Annotated in this window: 12 protein-coding genes and 3 tRNA genes; 12 read left to right on the forward strand and 3 right to left on the reverse strand. The window is 64.4% G+C overall.

Annotated features, from left to right (window positions below):
- The first annotated feature begins 22 nt into the window (after window positions 1–22).
- From LQ564_RS10000 to LQ564_RS10050, 11 genes are all read left to right on the forward strand, one after another.
- Entirely contained in the window at window positions 23–1,183 is a 1,161-nt protein-coding gene (locus LQ564_RS10000) for an efflux RND transporter periplasmic adaptor subunit (protein ID WP_231057949.1), read from the forward strand.
- On the forward strand, window positions 1,180–4,281 hold the full coding sequence (locus LQ564_RS10005) for an efflux RND transporter permease subunit (RefSeq protein ID WP_231057950.1): 3,102 nt from the start codon (window positions 1,180–1,182) through the stop codon (window positions 4,279–4,281). Before LQ564_RS10000 ends, LQ564_RS10005 begins: the two co-directional genes overlap by 4 nt.
- A gap of 360 nt (window positions 4,282–4,641) precedes the next feature.
- Window positions 4,642–4,728: transfer RNA gene (locus LQ564_RS10010), tRNA-Leu, on the forward strand.
- A 31-nt stretch (window positions 4,729–4,759) separates the two neighbouring features.
- On the forward strand, window positions 4,760–6,100 hold the full coding sequence (gene tig, locus LQ564_RS10015; protein WP_231057951.1) for a trigger factor: 1,341 nt from the start codon (window positions 4,760–4,762) through the stop codon (window positions 6,098–6,100).
- A 66-nt stretch (window positions 6,101–6,166) separates the two neighbouring features.
- Window positions 6,167–6,784 carry an ATP-dependent Clp endopeptidase proteolytic subunit ClpP gene (gene clpP / locus LQ564_RS10020; RefSeq protein ID WP_269143483.1) on the forward strand — a complete coding sequence of 206 codons (618 nt, stop codon included), beginning with the start codon at window positions 6,167–6,169 and terminating at the stop codon, window positions 6,782–6,784.
- A gap of 164 nt (window positions 6,785–6,948) precedes the next feature.
- Window positions 6,949–8,217 (forward strand): ATP-dependent Clp protease ATP-binding subunit ClpX, encoded by a 1,269-nt coding sequence (gene clpX, locus LQ564_RS10025; protein WP_231057952.1) that lies wholly within the window; start codon window positions 6,949–6,951, stop codon window positions 8,215–8,217.
- A gap of 267 nt (window positions 8,218–8,484) precedes the next feature.
- Complete coding sequence (lon, locus tag LQ564_RS10030) at window positions 8,485–10,890, forward strand: endopeptidase La (protein WP_231057953.1); 2,406 nt, start codon at window positions 8,485–8,487, stop codon at window positions 10,888–10,890.
- Window positions 10,891–11,217: 327 nt separating this feature from the next.
- Window positions 11,218–11,490 carry an HU family DNA-binding protein gene (locus tag LQ564_RS10035; protein WP_231057954.1) on the forward strand — a complete coding sequence of 91 codons (273 nt, stop codon included), beginning with the start codon at window positions 11,218–11,220 and terminating at the stop codon, window positions 11,488–11,490.
- A 69-nt stretch (window positions 11,491–11,559) separates the two neighbouring features.
- Window positions 11,560–11,636 (forward strand) — tRNA-Asp (locus LQ564_RS10040).
- Between the two features lie 19 nt (window positions 11,637–11,655).
- Window positions 11,656–11,732: transfer RNA gene (locus tag LQ564_RS10045), tRNA-Asp, on the forward strand.
- Window positions 11,733–11,849: 117 nt separating this feature from the next.
- Window positions 11,850–13,772 carry a SurA N-terminal domain-containing protein gene (locus tag LQ564_RS10050; RefSeq protein ID WP_231057955.1) on the forward strand — a complete coding sequence of 641 codons (1,923 nt, stop codon included), beginning with the start codon at window positions 11,850–11,852 and terminating at the stop codon, window positions 13,770–13,772.
- Between the two features lie 272 nt (window positions 13,773–14,044).
- Here LQ564_RS10050 and mnmH read toward each other — a convergent pair whose 3' ends face one another.
- Window positions 14,045–15,100, reverse strand: coding sequence for a tRNA 2-selenouridine(34) synthase MnmH (gene mnmH, locus LQ564_RS10055; protein WP_231057956.1), 1,056 nt, complete (start codon window positions 15,098–15,100; stop codon window positions 14,045–14,047).
- Entirely contained in the window at window positions 15,097–15,732 is a 636-nt protein-coding gene (locus LQ564_RS10060; RefSeq protein ID WP_371873456.1) for an arylesterase, read from the reverse strand. Before LQ564_RS10060 ends, mnmH begins: the two co-directional genes overlap by 4 nt.
- Between LQ564_RS10060 and LQ564_RS10065 the strand changes: the two genes are divergently transcribed.
- Window positions 15,731–16,447 (forward strand): ABC transporter ATP-binding protein, encoded by a 717-nt coding sequence (locus LQ564_RS10065; protein WP_371873457.1) that lies wholly within the window; start codon window positions 15,731–15,733, stop codon window positions 16,445–16,447. The two genes, LQ564_RS10060 and LQ564_RS10065, sit on opposite strands and share 2 nt — an antisense overlap.
- On the opposite strand, the gene LQ564_RS10070 is transcribed toward LQ564_RS10065, so the two are convergent.
- A complete protein-coding gene (locus LQ564_RS10070) occupies window positions 16,419–17,936 on the reverse strand; it encodes an NAD(P)H-hydrate dehydratase (protein ID WP_231057957.1) in 1,518 nt (505 codons plus the stop codon). The two genes, LQ564_RS10065 and LQ564_RS10070, sit on opposite strands and share 29 nt — an antisense overlap.
- Window positions 17,937–17,958: the final 22 nt, after the last annotated feature.

Consider the following 17,958-nt stretch of genomic DNA (forward strand, 5'->3'; position numbering starts at 1 on the left):
GTGCCATTACAAAGGATTTCTCGTGTTCGCTTTCTCGCATTCCGCTTCCCCCAATCACCAACGTCTCCTGCGCAGCGCCTGCGCGGCGCCCCTGCTCCTGCTCCTGCTGGCCGGCTGCGGCAAGGACGAACCCAAGGCCGAGGACATCCGCCCGGTGCGGGTCATCAAGCTGGCGGCTGGCGAGAGCGCCGAGCGGGTCGAGTTTTCCGGCGACGTGCGTCCGCGCTACGAGTCGCGCCTGGGCTTCCGGGTCGGCGGCAAGATCGTCGAGCGCAAGGTGGACGTGGGCGCCAACGTCAAGGACGGGCAAGTCCTGATGCGGCTCGACCCGCAGGATTTGCGGCTGGCGCAAGCCCAGGCCCAGGCGACGCTGCGCGCCGCCGAGACCGAGCGCGACCTGGCCCAGGCCGACTACAAGCGCCACCAGAATTTGCGCGCCCAGAACTTCGTCAGCCAGGCGGTGCTGGACGCCAAGCAGTCGGCGCTGCGCGCGGCCCAGGCCAACGTCGATGCGGCGCGCGCGGGCTTCCGCGGCCAGTCGAACCAGGCCGGCTACGCCAACCTGGAGTCCGACACCAACGGCGTGGTCACCGGCGTCGATGCCGAAGTCGGCCAGGTGGTCGCGGCCGGCGCGCCGGTGGTGCGGGTTGCGCGCACCGACGAGAAGGAAGTCGTGATCGGCATTCCGGAAGACCGGGTCGGCCAGTTGCGTGCAGCTAGTGACGTTAACGTGCGCCTGTGGGCCAACCGCGACGCGGCGATCCCCGGCAAGATCCGCGAAGTCTCGCCGGTGGCCGACCCGGCCACGCGCACCTATACCGTCAAGGTCTCGATCCCCGACAGCCCCGACGTGCGTCTCGGGATGACGGCGACGGTCGACATGGCGGTCGGCGCCAGGGCCGACGGCGCCCAGCTGCGCGTGCCGCTCAGCGCGCTGGTGCACGACAAGGGCGCGACCAGCGTCTGGGTGGTGGAAAACGGCGCGGTGCAGCTGCGCCGCGTGCAGGTGGCGGGACAGGCCGGCAACGACATCCTGCTCGGTGGCGGCGTGCAGCCCGGCCAGACCGTGGTCACCGCCGGCGTGCACCTGCTCAAACCCGGCCAGAAGGTCACCATCCTCACCGCCGACGTCTCGCGCCGCGGCGACACCGAAGCCGCCGCGGTCGGCGGAGGCGCGCGATGATCAAGGGTTTCAACCTGTCGCGCTGGGCGCTGGAACACATTCCGCTCACGCGCTACCTGATCGCGGCGCTGCTCATCGGCGGCATCCTCAGCTACCAGCAGCTGGGCCAGGACGAGGACCCGCCGTTTACGTTCCGCGCGATGGTGATCCGCGCCGTGTGGCCGGGCGCCACCGCCGTGCAGATGGCGGAACAGGTGACCGACCCGCTCGAACGCAAGCTGCAGGAAACGCCCTACATCGACAAGATCCGCAGCTTCTCCAAGCCGGGCGAAACCACCATCCTGCTCGAATTGCGCGAATCGACGCCCCCCGACGAGACAGCGCCGACCTGGTACCAGGTGCGCAAGAAGATCGGCGACATGGCGGCGAGCTTGCCGCAGGGCGTGGTCGGGCCCTTCTTCAACGATGAATTCGGCGACACCTACGGCTCCATCTTCGCGATCTCCGGCGACGGCTTCACCCAGGCCGAGATGCGCGACTACGCCGACTTCGTGCGCCAGCAGCTCCTGAAGGTGCCGCTGGTCTCGAAAGTCGAGCAGTTCGGCGTGCAGCAGGAAAAGGTCTACATCGAGTTCTCGAGCAAGAAGTTCGCCCAGCTGGGCGTACCCTTCGAGCAGATCGTCAACCAGATCGCGACCCAGAACGGGGTCGAGGCCAGCGGCGTGCTGGTGACGCCCACCGACAATCTGCAGGTGCGCGTCACCGGCGCCCTGCGCACCACCGAACTGCTGGAAAACCTGCAGCTGCGCGCCGGGAACACCACCTTCCGCCTGGGCGACTTCGCCCTCGTGCAACGCGGCTACCAGGACCCGCCGCAGGACAAGATGCGCTACAACGGCAAGGAAGTGATCGGCCTGGGCGTGTCGATGGAGAAGGGCGGGAACATCATCAAGCTGGGCGAGGGCCTGGACGCCACCGTGAAATCGATCCGCGCCCAGCTCCCGGTCGGCATCGAGCTGGAACGGGTGGCGAACCAGCCGCAGGCGGTGACGGCCTCGGTGAACGAATTCATCAAGGTGCTGATCGAGGCGGTGGTCATCGTGCTGGCGGTCTCCTTCATCGCGCTCGGCCTGCACACGAAGCCGAAGCTGCGCATCGACGTGCGCCCGGGCCTGGTGGTGGCGCTGACCATTCCACTGGTGCTGGCGATCACCTTCCTCTTCATGCGGGTGTTCGACATCTCGCTGCACAAGATTTCGCTGGGCGCCCTGATCATCGCGCTGGGTTTATTGGTGGACGACGCCATCATCGCGGTCGAGATGATGGTGCGGAAGATGGAAGAGGGCATGTCGCGCTTCGAGGCGGCGACCTTCGCCTACACCTCGACCGCGATCCCGATGCTGACCGGGACCCTGATCACGGCGGCCGGCTTCCTGCCGATCGGCCTGGCCAAGTCGGCGGCCGGCGAGTACACCTTCACGATGTTCTCGGTGAACGCGCTGGCGCTGCTCATTTCCTGGGTGGCGGCGGTGGTGTTCACGCCGTATATCGGCTACATCCTGCTGAAGGTGAAGCCGCACGGCCAGGGCGAATCGTCGCACGACGTGTTCGACAGCCCGGCCTACGAGCGCTTCCGGCGCCTGGTGAATCGCTGCGTCGAATGGCGCAAGACCACCATCGCGCTCAGTCTCGGCGTGTTCCTGCTCGGCGTGTTCGGCTTCAACTTCATCGAGAAGCAGTTCTTCCCGGATTCCAGCCGTCCCGAGCTGATGGTCGAGATGTGGTCGCCCGAAGGCACCAGCTTCGGCGCCAACGAGGCGGTGGTGAAGCGTTTCGAGAGTTTCCTGTCGAAGCAGCAGGGCGTGCAGAGCGTGACGAGCTATGTCGGCACCGGCAGCCCGCGCTTCTATCTGCCGCTCGACCAGATCTTCCCGCAGTCGAACGTCTCACAGCTGGTGGTGCTGCCCGTCGATGCGCACGCCCGCGATGCTTTGCGCCTCAAAATCGAAGAGGCCTTCCGCATCGACTTCCCGGAAGTGCGCGGGCGCGTCAAGCTGCTGCCGAACGGGCCGCCGGTGGCGTATCCGGTGCAGTTCCAGGTGCTGGGGCCGGACATCGGCATCGTGCGCAGGCTGGCGGACGGGGTGAAGGACACCATGCGCGCCAACCCGAACACGGTGGGCGTGAACGACAACTGGAACGAGGCGGTCAAGGTGCTGCGCCTCGACCTTGACCAGGACAAGCTGCGCGCCCTCGGCGTGACGTCGCAGGCGGTGCGGCGCGTGGTCAACACCACGCTCACCGGCACCCCGGTCGGCCAGTTCCGCGAAACCAACCGCCTGATCGACATCGTGGTGCGCCAGCCGGTCGAGGAACGCTCCACCATCACGCGCCTGTCCGAAGCCCTGGTGCCGACGAGTGGAGGCGGCGCGGTGCCGATCGGCCAGGTGGCGCGGGTGCAGTTCGTGTGGGAGCCGGGCGTGGTCTGGCGCGAGGGCCGCGAGTGGGCGATCATGGTGCAGTCCGACGTCGTCGCCGGCATCCAGGGCCCGACCGTCACCGCCCAGGTCGACGAGAAACTCGCCGCCATCCGCGCAAAACTCCCGGCCGGCTACCGCGTGAAAGTGGAGGGCGCCGCGGCCGACAGCTCGGATGCGGAAGCATCGATCATGGCCAACGTGCCGCTGGTGCTGTTCATCGTGTTCACGCTCCTGATGCTGCAGCTGCACAGCTTCTCGCGGGCGCTGCTGGTGTTCCTGACCGGCCCCCTGGGCGTCGCCGGCGCGGCGATGGCGCTGCTGGTATTCGACCGGCCCTTCGGCTTCGTGGCCAACCTGGGCGTGATTGCACTGTTCGGGATGATCATCCGGAATTCGGTGATCCTGGTCGACCAGATCGAGCAGGACATCGCCAACGGGGCCGAGGCCTGGGATGCGATCGTCGAGGCGGCGGTGCGGCGCTGCCGGCCGATCCTGCTGACGGCGGCCGCGGCGGCGCTGGCCATGATTCCCTTGTCGCGGTCGGTGTTCTGGGGGCCGATGGCGGTGGCGATCATGGGTGGGTTGCTGGTGGCGACGGCACTGACCTTGCTGTTCCTGCCGGCCTTGTATGCGGCGTGGTTCCGTGTCAAAAAGCCGGTCGGCACGACAGTCGCCTAAGCATCCCTTCACCTGTAGCAGTAGAACCGTCATCCCGGCGCAGGCCGGGATCCAATTTCTTCAATTGACCACAAACGCTTGCGTGCACCCGCCACCGTGACGCGACGAAATTGGGTTCCGGCCTCCGCCGGAACGACGGTCTTACGGCTAGCTTGAAAAGAATGCATATATGGCTGAGCCGTATGCCACCTTATATAGAAGAGCTCCCCACCCCGCACGCCTATCAAAAAAGCACCCAATAGTGACAGAAAATCCAGTAAAATATTCGTTTGAAGTTGTAGCCCCTAAACAGAGGAGTGCAGGGCGGCCGGTTTCACTGTCGGGCGCCCTTTGTTTTTGTGGCAGAAAATGCAATCCTGCGCGAGGATGGCGAAATTGGTAGACGCACCAGGTTTAGGTCCTGACGCCAGCAATGGTGTGGGGGTTCGAGTCCCCCTCCTCGCACCACGAATAATTATTTTTTTGGACGATTTTTATAATGGCAACTGCAGTCGAAACCCTGGGTAAACTCGAACGTCGCCTGACGATCTCTTTTCCGGTAGCTGACGTCCGTACGGAGGTCGAAAAGCGTCTCAAGCAGCAGGCCAAGACGGCAAAGGCTCCGGGCTTCCGTCCGGGCAAGGTGCCGCTCAAGATGGTCGCGGCCCAATACGGCTACCAGATCGAATCGGACGTGCTGAACGACAAGGTCGGCCGCGCGTTCAACGCCGCAGCCAACGAGAACCAGCTGCGCGTTGCCGGCTTCCCGAAAATCGAACCGAAGCAGGACGCACCGGAAGGCACCCTGGCCTTCGACGCGACCTTCGAAGTCTACCCGGACGTCGTGATCGGCGACCTGGCCAATGTGGACATCGAAACCGTCTCGGCCGACGTGTCGGACGCCGAAATCGACAAGACCATCGACATCCTGCGCAAGCAGCGCGTGCACTACCACACCAAGGGTGAGGCAGGCGAGCACGGCACCGGCGGCGAGGCCGTGGCTGCCAACGGCGACCGCGTGACCGTCGACTTCGTCGGCAAGATCGACGGAGAGGAATTCGCCGGCGGCAAGGCCGAAGACTACCCGTTCGTGCTGGGCGAAGGCCGCATGCTGCCGGAATTCGAAGCCGCGACCGTCGGCCTGAAGGTCGGCGAGAGCAAGACTTTCCCGCTGCCTTTCCCCGAGGACTACCACGGTAAGGACGTGGCCGGCAAAACCGCCGAGTTCACCATCACCCTGAAGAACCTCGAGTGGGCGCACATGCCGGAAGTCGACGAGGAATTCGCCAAGTCGCTGGGCATCGAAGACGGCTCCATCGAAAAAATGCGCGCCGACATCAAGACCAACCTGGAACGCGAAGTCACCGCCCGCATCAAGGCCCGCAACAAGGAAGCCGTGATGGACGCCCTGGTCAAGTCGACCGAACTGGACGTGCCGAAGGCCATGATCGAGCAGGATTCGGAGCGCCTGGCCGAGATGACCCGTCAGGATATGATGCAGCGTGGCATGGACGTCAAATCGATGCCGTTCCCATCCGAAATGTTCGCCGACAAGGCCGAGCGCCGCGTGCGCCTGGGCCTGATCCTGTCGCAGCTGGTCGCCGACAACAAGCTGGAAGCGTCGCAAGACCAGGTCAAGGCGCAGATCGAAGACTTCTCGCAGAGCTATGAAGATCCGAAGGAAGTCCTGAAGTACTATTACAGCGACCGTCGCCGCCTGGCCGAAGTGGAAGCTCTTGTATTGGAAGAAAACGTCGTTAACTATGTCCTCGGCAAGGCGAAGGTCAGCACCAAGACCATCGCTTTCGATGAACTGATGGGTGGCAACCCACAGGGTTAAGGAAAAGTCCCGGCCCGCAAGGGCCGGTTTTTTCTTCAACCCATTTTTACAAGGAACGAGACAGGCATGATTCATCATCCGGCATTGGATACCCAAGCACTCGGCCTCGTGCCGATGGTCGTCGAGCAGAGCGGCCGCGGCGAGCGCGCCTATGACATCTACTCGCGCCTCCTCAAAGAGCGCGTGATCTTCCTGGTCGGCCCTGTCAACGACCAGATGGCCAACCTGATCGTGGCCCAGATGCTGTTCCTGGAAAGCGAAAATCCGGACAAGGACATTTCGCTGTACATCAACTCGCCGGGTGGTTCCGTCTCGGCGGGCCTGGCGATCTTCGACACGATGAATTTCATCAAGCCGGACGTTTCGACCCTGTGCACCGGCCTGGCCGCCTCGATGGGCGCCTTCCTGCTGGCCGCCGGCACCAAGGGCAAGCGTTTCTCGCTGCCGAACTCGCGCGTCATGATCCACCAGCCGTCCGGAGGTTCGCAGGGCATGGCCTCGGACATCGAGATCCAGGCCAAGGAAATCCTGTACCTGCGTGAGCGCCTGGCGCGCATCATGTCGGAAAACACCGGCCAGAGCATCGAGCAGATCCACCGCGACACCGACCGTGACCGCTTCATGTCGGCCGAAGAGGCTGTCGAATACGGCATGATCGACCGCGTGCTGACGAACCGCGCGTAATCGCGCGCGTTGCGACGCCGTCAAAGGTGTTGCCAAAAAACGCCCGGGCGCAAAACGTGTTCGGGCGTTTCGTTTTTATTTCGGGTAGCATGTCCGTGTGCGCACTTGTTGCGTACCCGTAATCGCGTTATATTCATTGCAATCTCTTAAGATAACCTGCCCCCATGTCTGACAAAAAATCCTCCAGCGGCGAAAAACTTTTGTACTGCTCTTTCTGCGGAAAAAGCCAGCACGAAGTGAAAAAGCTGATCGCGGGACCGTCGGTGTTCATCTGCGATGAATGCATCGACCTGTGCAACGACATCATCCGCGACGAGACCTCCAACGTCGAGTCGGTGGCGGGCGCGAAGTCCGACCTGCCGACGCCGCACGAAATCACCGAACTGCTCGACCAGTACGTGATCGGCCAGCAGACGGCCAAGCGTATCCTGTCGGTGGCGGTCTACAACCATTACAAGCGCCTCAAGCACCTGGGCAAGAAGGACGAAGTCGAACTGGCCAAGAGCAATATCCTGCTCGTCGGCCCGACCGGCTCCGGCAAGACCCTGCTGGCCCAGACCCTGGCGCGCATGCTCAACGTCCCCTTCGTGATCGCCGACGCGACCACCCTGACCGAAGCCGGCTATGTCGGCGAGGACGTCGAGAACATCATCCAGAAGCTGCTGCAGAGCTGCAACTACGAGGTGGACAAGGCGCAGCGCGGCATCGTCTACATCGACGAGATCGACAAGATTTCGCGCAAGTCCGACAATCCGTCGATCACCCGCGACGTCTCGGGCGAGGGCGTGCAGCAGGCGCTCCTGAAACTGATCGAGGGCACCATGGCCTCGGTGCCGCCGCAGGGCGGCCGCAAGCACCCGAACCAGGACTTCGTCCAGATCGACACGACCAACATCATGTTCATCTGCGGCGGCGCCTTCGACGGCCTGGCGAAGATCATCCAGAACCGTTCGGAAAAGAGCGGCATCGGCTTCGCCGCTACCGTCAAGAGCCAGACCGAGCGCGCGGCCAGCGAGATCATGATGGATGCCGAGCCGGAAGACCTGATCAAGTTCGGCCTGATTCCGGAACTGGTCGGCCGCCTGCCGGTGGTCGCCACCCTGAACGAGCTGACCGAAGAGGCGCTGATCCAGATCCTGATCGAGCCGAAGAACGCCCTGATCAAACAGTACTCGAAGCTGCTTGAAATGGAAGGCGCCGAACTCGAAATACGTCCTGCGGCCCTGCACGCGATCGCGCGCAAGGCGCTGGCCCGTAAAACCGGCGCCCGTGGCCTGCGTTCGATTCTCGAGCACGCGCTGCTGGATGTCATGTACGAATTGCCGAGCCAGCAAAACGTCGTCAAGGTCGTTATCGATGAAAATACGATCACGAATGGCGCAAAACCTTTGCTGATTTACAGCGAGTCGGCCAAGGCATCTGGGGAGAATTAAAAAAGCCCTGCACAGTTGCAACAAAAGTCTTGCCGTACGGATTCTTGCGAGTACACTAGAATCCAATAAGAACCGGGCTTCAATCGAAAAGCCACTCGCGGATGCTTCGCGCGGTGGCTTTTTCTTTTGAAAATCGGGTTTTTATAGGAACGGCTATATTTTCAGTAAATTGCTTATCTTTTACTTCGTAGAAAATATTTCCGCCGCGGTCTTGTAATATTCGCGGCGAGCGCCCAAGTTCAGCAACACGCTTTTATAAGGTACGCCATGACAACTTCGAAATTAACCGAGCAAACGACGCTGCCCCTCCTGCCGCTGCGCGACGTGGTCGTGTTCCCGCATATGGTGATACCTCTGTTTGTCGGCCGTCCGAAATCCATCAAGGCCCTGGAAGCCGCGATGGAGCAGGGCAAGAGCATCATGCTGGCCGCCCAGAAGGCCGCCGCCAAGGACGAACCCTCCGCCGCCGACATCTACGAGATCGGCTGCGTGGCCAATATTCTGCAAATGCTGAAGCTCCCCGACGGCACCGTGAAGGTGCTGGTCGAGGGCGCCCAGCGCGCGCGCATCGATACCATCCTTGACGGCGCGACCCACTTTACCGCCGAGCTGACCCCCTTGAGCTCGGAAATCGGCGACGACTCCGAAGTCGAGGCGATGCGCCGCGCCATCGTCCAGCAGTTCGACCAGTACGTCAAACTCAACAAGAAGATCCCGCCCGAGATCCTGGCTTCGCTGGCCAGCATCGACGACGCCGGCCGCCTGGCCGACACCGTTGCCGCCCATCTGCCGCTGAAACTCGAGCAGAAGCAAGTCATCCTGGAAATCTTCAACGTCGCCAAGCGCCTCGAGCACCTGCTCGGCCAGCTTGAAGGCGAACTCGACATCCTGCAGGTCGAGAAGCGCATCCGCGGCCGCGTCAAGCGCCAGATGGAAAAATCGCAGCGCGAGTACTACCTGAACGAACAGGTCAAGGCCATCCAGAAGGAACTGGGTGAGGGCGAAGACGGCGCCGACATCGAAGAGCTCGAGAAGAAAGTGATCGCAGCCAAGATGCCGAAGGAAGCGCTGGAAAAGGCGCAAGCCGAGATCAAGAAGCTCAAGATGATGTCGCCGATGTCGGCCGAAGCCACCGTCGTGCGCAACTACATCGATACCCTGGTTGGTCTTCCGTGGAAGAAGAAGTCCAAGGTCACCATTGACCTGGAAAAAGCCCAGCAAGTGCTGGAATCGGATCACTACGGCCTCGACAAGATCAAGGAACGTATCCTCGAGTACCTCGCGGTGCAACAGCGCGTCGATAAGCTGAAAGCCCCGATCCTGTGCTTCGTCGGTCCTCCGGGCGTGGGCAAGACCTCGCTGGGCGAATCGATCGCCCGCGCGACCGGCCGCAAGTACGTGCGCATGGCGCTCGGCGGCGTGCGCGACGAAGCCGAGATCCGCGGCCACCGCCGCACCTATATCGGCTCGATGCCGGGCAAGGTGCTGCAGTCGCTGTCGAAAGTCGGCGTGCGCAACCCGTTGTTCCTGCTCGACGAGATCGACAAGATGGGCGCGGACTTCCGCGGCGATCCGAGCTCGGCCCTGCTGGAAGTGCTGGACCCGGCGCAGAACCATACCTTCAGCGACCACTACGTCGAAGTCGATTTCGACCTGTCGGACGTGATGTTCGTGGCGACCTCGAACTCCTTCAACATCCCGCCGGCGCTGCTGGACCGGATGGAAGTGATCCGCCTGTCGGGGTACACCGAGGACGAGAAGACCAGCATCGCGCAGCGCTACCTGCTGCCGAAGCAGATCAAGAACAATGGCCTGCGCGAAGGCGAGATCAAGGTTGAGGAATCGGCGATCCGCGACATCATCCGCTACTACACCCGGGAAGCCGGCGTGCGTTCGCTCGAGCGCGAGATCTCGAAGATCTGCCGCAAGGTCGTCAAGATGCTGCTGCTGACCAAGGGCGAGAAGAAGATTCTCGTGAACGGCAAGAACCTGGACAAGTTCCTGGGCGTGCGCCGCTACGACTTCGGCGTGGCCGAGAAGGAAAACCAGATCGGCCAGGTGGTGGGTCTTGCCTGGACCGAAGTCGGCGGCGACCTGCTCACGATCGAAGCCGTCAACGTGCCGGGCAAGGGCGCCATCATCCGCACCGGCACCCTGGGCGACGTGATGAAGGAATCGATCGAGGCGGCCCGCACCGTGGTCCGTTCGCGCGCACAGCGCTTCGGCATCAAGGCGGAGACGTTCGAGAAGACCGACATCCACATCCACGTGCCGGAAGGCGCGACGCCGAAGGATGGTCCGTCGGCCGGTATCGGCATGACCACCGCCCTGGTCTCGGCCTTCACCGGCATCCCGGTGCGCGCCGACGTGGCGATGACCGGCGAGATCACCCTGCGCGGCGAAGTCCTGCCGATCGGCGGCCTGAAGGAAAAGCTGCTGGCGGCGCATCGCGGCGGCATCAAGACGGTCCTGATCCCCGAGCAGAACGTGAAGGACCTGGCCGAGATCCCGGACAACGTCAAGAACAAGCTCGAGATCGTGCCGGTGCGCTGGATCGAGAAGGTGCTGGAAGTGGCGCTCGAGCGCCAGCCGGAAGCGCTGGCGGACGTGCCGGCCACGGTGGCGGTTGCGCCGGCACCTGCGGAAGGGGCGACGGAAGTGGTCAAGCACTGATAGGGATCTATCCTGATTGAAGAACAGGCGCCTGAGGGCGCCTGTTTTTTTGGGCTGTTGGCACGCATGCGAACTTAGGCTCCGGCCTGCGCCGGAGCGACGGTCTTGCCTGCGGTGGCTATAGCAAAGCCGCGGAATATTCAATCCTCGTCCCTTTGCCAACGTCATCCCGGCGGAGGCCGGGATCCCATCGTGCTAGCACGCCCACGCCTAAACGTCCCACCCCCAACGCATCTCGCTTGACATCCCAAAGTTGCCCTTGTTTAATACGCGCTTGCACTTTTGCAAGTAGGCGCCGCGGCGTCAAACGAACGAACGAGGGATAGAGTGAACAAGACAGAACTGATCGAAGAAATCGCGAAGTCCGCGGACATTACCAAGGCCTCGGCAACGCGCGCGCTCGACGCCATGATCGGCGCCGTGACCGAGTCCCTGAAAAAGAATGACAGCGTCACGCTGGTCGGCTTTGGCACCTTCACCGTCGGCGAGCGCGCGGCGCGTACCGGCCGCGATCCGCGCACCAAGGAACCGATCAAGATCAAGGCTGCGAAGGTTCCCAAATTTAAGGCTGGTAAAGCTCTGAAAGATGCTGTAAACTAATGCCTTCTCTGCAGTGACATGCAGAGGCAGTGTCCCGAAAGGGGCAGTGCAATGTAGTTGATATTTGTTGGAGCGGTAGTTCAGTTGGTTAGAATACCGGCCTGTCACGCCGGGGGTCGCGGGTTCGAGCCCCGTCCGCTCCGCCAACATCCACAACATGAATCTGGAGCGGTAGTTCAGTTGGTTAGAATACCGGCCTGTCACGCCGGGGGTCGCGGGTTCGAGCCCCGTCCGCTCCGCCAGAATTCAGTAAGATCCGACGCTTGCAAGGGCCTCGGAAGACGAGAAGAGGCGAACGCGAGTTCGCCTTTTTTTTTAACCTGTGCTGTTAAAGCATTTTCAACCTTGAATGGCTGACCATGTTTGATTTTGTCCGTAACAACAAGCGCGTGATGCAAGGGCTGCTGCTCGTCATCATCCTGCCGTCGTTCGTGTTAGTCGGTGTCGAGAGCTACCAGAACCGGGGCGACGCCGCCGCCGGCGTGGCGACCGTGGCCGGCCAGAAGGTCACCCAGCAGGAATGGGAAGAAGCCCAGCGCCGCCAGATCGACCAGGCGCGCCAGATGATGGGCGCGCAGTTCGACCAGAAGATGTTCGAGACCCCGGAAGCCAAGCAGGCGATCCTGAACAACCTGGTGGCCGAACGCGCCGTCAACGCCGAAATCGCGGCCAGCCACCTGACCGTGGGCGACGCCGCCATCGCGCGCCAGATCTCCGACATCCCGGGCCTGCGCAAGCCCGACGGCAGCTTCGACATGGAGCAGTACAAGTCGCTGCTCGCCGCCCAGGGCCTGACCCCGAGCATGTACGACCAGCGCCTGCGCCGCGACATGACCGTGCAGCAGCTGGTGGGTTCGATCCAGCAGACCGCCTTCGCCCCGCGCAGCATGGCGAGCCGCCTGTCGGACATCAACGACCAGGAACGCGAAGTCCAGGAGCTGGTGTTCCCGATCGCGCAATACCTGCCGCAAGTGCAGGTGACCGACGCCATGGTCAAGGCCTACTACGACAAGAACGCCGCCCTGTTCACGATCCCGGAACAGGTGAAGGCCGAGTACGTCGTGTTCGACGCGGACGCCGTGGCTTCCAAGGTGCAGGTCAGCGACGCCGAGATCAACGAGTACTACAACAAGAACCTGAAGGTCTACACGACGCCGGAACAGCGCACCGCCAGCCACATCCTGATCAACCTGGCGCGCGACGCCAAGCCGGCCGACCAGGCCGCCGCCAAGGCCAAGGCCGAAGCGGTGCTGGCCGACGTGCGCAAGAACCCAGCCAACTTCGCCGAGATCGCCAAGGCCCAGTCGCAGGACCAGGGCTCGGCCGCGCAGGGCGGCGACCTGGGCGTGGTGGAGAAGGGCGCCTTCGTGAAGCCGGTCGAGGACACCATCTACGCGCTCAAGGAAGGCGAGACGAGCGGCCTGGTGCAGTCGGAGTACGGCTACCACATCATCAAGGTCACCGCGCTGAAACCGGCCGCGCAAAAGCCGCTGGCGGACGCAAAGGCCGAGATCGCGGCCGACCTCAAGAAGCAGAAGATGTCGAAGCAGTATTCGGAGATGGCCGAGGTCTTCACCAATATGGTGTACGAGCAGTCGGAGAGCCTGAAACCCGTCGCCGACAAGCTGGGCCTGAAGATCGAGACCGTCGATGCGCTGACCCGCAAGCCGAATCCGGCGCTGGCCACCGCGCCGTTCAACAACGAGAAGTTCCTCACCGCGCTGTTCGGTGTGGATGCGGTGAAGAACAAGCGCAACACCGAAGCGGTCGAAGTGTCGCCGAGCGTCTTGATTTCGGGCCGCGTGGTCGAGTTCAAGCCGGCCACCAAGCGTCCGCTGGCTGAAGTCGACGCCCAGATCCGCCAGCGCGTGACCCTGGAAGAAGCAAGCCGCATGGCGCGCGCCGCCGGCGAGCAGAAGCTGGCCGCCGTGAAGGCCTCCGGCGACGCCACCGGCTTCGGCGCCGCCACCGTCGTGGCCCGCACCAAGCAGCCGACCATCAACACCACGGCCGCCGTCGCGGTGCTGAAGGCGGACGTGAGCAAGCTGCCGGCCTACGTCGGCGTGGAAGTGCCGGGCCAGGGCTACGGCGTCTACCGCATCGGCAAGGTCTCCCAGCCCGCCACCCCGGACGCGGCCCGCCGCACCCAGGAGCAGCAGCAGATCGGCCAGCTGGTGGGCCAGGCGGAGATGTACAACTTCGTGGAGTCGCTCAAGACCAAGGCCAAGGCGAAGGTGAATGTGACGCCGTCGCAGCTGGGTGTGCGCAGCGACGCGCAGTAAGACGACCTGGTCGTGAAAAAGCCCGGCTGCGTGAGCAGGCCGGGCTTTTTGTTCTTAGGTCTGGGATCGATGGACCACAGCCGCTTTCATTCCCCACGGACCTCGGCACGTCATCCCGGCGCAGGCCGGGATCCAAGTTTGCGTGCGTATTCGCTGCGCGTGAGGCAGGTGGCACGCGACGGGATTGGATTCCGGCCTTCGCCGGAAGTCACGGGCGCCAGTGGCGCGCATGACGTCAACGCGTCACGGGTGAAAGGTGGCAGACCTGCTGTTCACGCTGCGTGGAGCTTTCTCGCGGCGGCCTCGAAATCATCCTTCGAAATATCCCCCAGCTCCAGCACCTGCGCCTTCGGATACTCCACGAAGTTCCGGTCGATCGACTTCAGATACGCCGGATCGTAATGCTGCAACAAGAGCTGATCCACCAGCTCGGGCATCGCCCCGCTGGTGGCCATCTCCTGCCACGCCGCGATTCGCTCGCGCCCGTGCAGCTGGACCAGGTGCGCCAGCTGGCCGTTCAGGGCCGACGGGTCGGCGCAGAAGTGCTCGTAGTCTTCCATCAGCAGGCGCACGCGGTTCTCGCGCGAGAGGTTCAGCGCGATGCAGGGCGCGGCGCGCATCTGCGCCATGACGGCGTCGGGCACGCGCAGGTTGCCGACTTTCTTGCTTTCGGATTCGACGAACACGGGCTTGGCTGGATCGAAGCGGCGCAGCAGGTCCCAGACCTGGCTCTCGAACCACTTCTGGCTCGGCTGCGGTTCGTGCGGCAGGTGGCCGAGCACCGAGCCGCGGTGGGCGGCCAGCTTCTCCAGGTCGAGCACCTGGGCGCCGATGCCGTCCAGGGTCTCGAGCAGGCGGCTCTTGCCGCTGCCGGTGGTGCCGCACACGACGCGAAAGTCCAGCGCCGGCGGCTGTTCCAGGCTGCTCGCGACGTGCGCGCGGTAGGCCTTGTAGCCGCCTTCCAGCTGCACCACCGGCCAGCCGATCTTCGCCAGGATGTGGGCCATCGACCCGCTGCGGTTGCCGCCGCGCCAGCAGTAGACGAGGGGCTTCCACTCGCGCGGCTTGTCGGCCCACAGGGTCTCGATGTGGCGCGCGATGTTGGCCGCCACCAGCGGCGCGCCGACGCGCTTGGCCTCGAAGGAGCCGGTCTGCTTGTACAGCGTGCCGACGCGGATGCGCTGGGCGTCGTCCAGCACCGGCGCGTTGATGGCGCCGGGGATACGGTCGAGCGCGTATTCGGACTCGCTGCGCGCGTCGATGATGGTGTCGAAGGAATCGAGCTCGGGGAGGATGTCGGCGAAGCTCAGGACGGCAGGGTATTTCATTGTTTCTTCAGGAGGCTTGAAAACGTCGGCCAGATGTTATTCAGGATGATGGGGTGGGCGGCCGCCAGCGGGTGCAGGCGGTCCTGCTGGAACAGGGCCGGCTTGTCGGCCACGCCCTCCAGCATGAACGGAACCAGCGGCGACCTGGTCTCGGTCGAGATTTTCTTGAACATATTGAAGAAGCTCTCGGTATAGGCGCGCCCGTAGTTGGGCGGCATGCGCATCCCGACCAGCATCACGCGCGCCTTCTTTTCCTGCGCCATGCCGACCATCGCGCGCAGATTGCTTTCGGCCGCGGCCACCGGCAGGCCGCGCAGGCCGTCGTTGGCGCCCAGTTCGATGACCACGATGTCCGGCTTGTGCTGGTCCAGCAGGGCCGGCATGCGGGTGCGTCCGCCGATCGTGGTTTCGCCGCTGATGCTGGCGTTGACGATGGTGGCGGGGATCTTCTGCTGCTTGAGTTTCTGGTCGAGCAGGGCGACCCAGCCGGCGCCGCGCGTGATCCCGTACTCGGCCGACAGGCTGTCGCCCACCACCAGTACGGTTTTTGGTGCAGAATAGGCGCTCGCCGCTGCGCCCAGCATCAGGCAAGCAATCACGAACAACTTTTTAAGATAGTGAAAAACCGGCATGCGCGATAACCCCGAGGTGTTCAAGAATGGTGTGGCGATGGGAGGGAAACAGCCGCCGGCGATCGTGGCCAGCGGACTGTCGAAGCGGGTGGCGGACGCCAGCGGCGAACTCACCATCCTCCACAACATCGATTTTACCGTGGGAGCGGCCGAGACGCTCGCGCTCGTCGGCGCATCGGGCTCGGGCAAGTCGACCCTGCTCGGCCTGCTGGCCGGTCTCGACACGCCGAGCGAGGGCAAGGTCGTGCTCGACGGCACCGATATCTTCGCGCTCGACGAGGATGGCCGCGCCGCATTCCGCAAGGCCAAGCTCGGCTTCGTGTTCCAGTCCTTCCAGCTGCTGGCCCACCTGAACGCGGTCGAGAACGTGATGCTGCCGCTCGAACTGCGCGGTGACGCGGATGCGCGCGCCAAGGCCGAAGCGATGCTGGGGCGGGTGGGGCTGTCGAGCCGGCTGAAGCATTATCCCAAGTATCTGTCGGGTGGCGAACAGCAGCGGGTTGCGCTGGCGCGTGCTTTTGTGACCGAACCGCCGCTGCTGTTTGCGGACGAACCGACCGGCAGCCTCGATGCGGCGACCGGGGAGCAGGTGATCCAGTTGATGTTCGAGCTCAATCGCGAGCGTGGGTCGACGCTGGTGCTGGTGACGCACGATCCGGCGATGGCGGCGCGCTGTGGCCGCACGATCACGATCGCGGCGGGCCGCTTGGCGTAGAGACCTCGGCCACCAGCAGATTCAACACGGCGCGCGCAGCGGCAGGAAGTTCGCCCGCCGTCATCCCGATCGGCCCGATGCCATGCGCCACCAGCAGGTCCGCCGCGGCGCCGTGGATCCACGCCGCGCCGAGCGCCGCCTCCCACGCCGGCCAGCCCTGCGCCAGCAGCGCGCCGCAGATCCCCGCCAGCACGTCGCCGCTGCCGGCTGTCGCCAGCCCGGCGTTCCCGGTCGGATTGATCACCATCTCTCCATCCGGCCGCGCGACGATCGACCCAGACCCCTTCAGGATCACGGTCGCCCGCGTGCGCAGCGCCATCTCGCGCGCCGCTTCCAGGCGGTCGGCCTGGATCACCGAGGTCGTCATGCCGAGCAGGCGCGCGCCTTCCAGCGGATGCGGGGTCAACACGCTCGGCGCCGCGCGCCCGGCCAGGCGCGCCAGCAGGTCGGGGCTGGCGCCGATCAGGTTGATCGCGTCGGCGTCGATCAGCAGCGGGCTGTCGCCGTCGAGCGCCCTGGCCAGCAGGCGCATCGCAGTCGCCGAGTCGCCCATGCCGGGGCCGATGACCAGGGTGCGCCCGGTGAAATCGAAGCCGTCGGCCTGGCGCAGCATCAGTTCCGGCTGCACGCTGTCGTAGCCGGGGCCGGCGTCCAGCATGGCGACGAACACCCGTCCCGCGCCGGCATGCAGCGCTCCGCGCGCGGCCAGCAATGGGGCGCCGAGCATGCCGTGCGCACCGCCGACGATGGCGACGTCGCCGTAGCTGCCCTTGTGGCTGTTGTGGCGCCGCGCCGCGAGTAAATGTCCGAACAGTTCGGCGCCGCCGCGCCGAGCGACTGGCGCCGGCAGCTGGGCGGGATCGACACCGAGCATCTCGACCCGCACCTGTCCCGCGTGATCGCGCCCATCCAGCGTGTGCAAGCCCGGCTTGTCGCCCAGGAAGGTGATGGTGTGGCTGGCGCGCACCGCGACGCCGCCCGGCCCGACGACGGCGCCGGTGTCGGCATCCAGGCCGCTCGGCACGTCCAGCGCCAGCACCGGGCAGCGCATCGCGTTGACGGCGTCGACCATCTCGCGATAATCGCCCTCGATCGGGCGCGCGAGACCGATGCCGAACAGGCCGTCCACCACCAGCCCCCAGTCGCCATCGGGCGGCAGCATGTCGATGAAGCCGACGGTGCCGGCGCGGGCGCGCTCGTGCGCGCTCTGCGCTTCCTCGGAGATCTCGCGCTGGCCCGGCTGGAACAGCACGGTCGCATCGACTCCGGCGTCGGCCAGCCTGGCCGCCGCCTCGAGCGCATCGCCGCCGTTGTTGCCGGGGCCGGCCAGCACCAGCACCGGCTTGTCGCGCCGGTCGCCCAGCAGTTCGAGCGCGTAGCGGGCGGCGGCTTCGCCCGCGCGGCGCATCAGGGTCCCGGCGGGCAGGCCCGTATAGGCCGCCGTTTCGATGGCGCGCAACTGCGCCACGGTGTAAAGATGATTGTCCATGCCCCGCATTGTCGTGCATTTT

This window comes from Massilia phyllostachyos (assembly GCF_021044825.1).
Taxonomy (GTDB): Bacteria; Pseudomonadota; Gammaproteobacteria; order Burkholderiales; family Burkholderiaceae_D; genus Telluria; species Telluria phyllostachyos.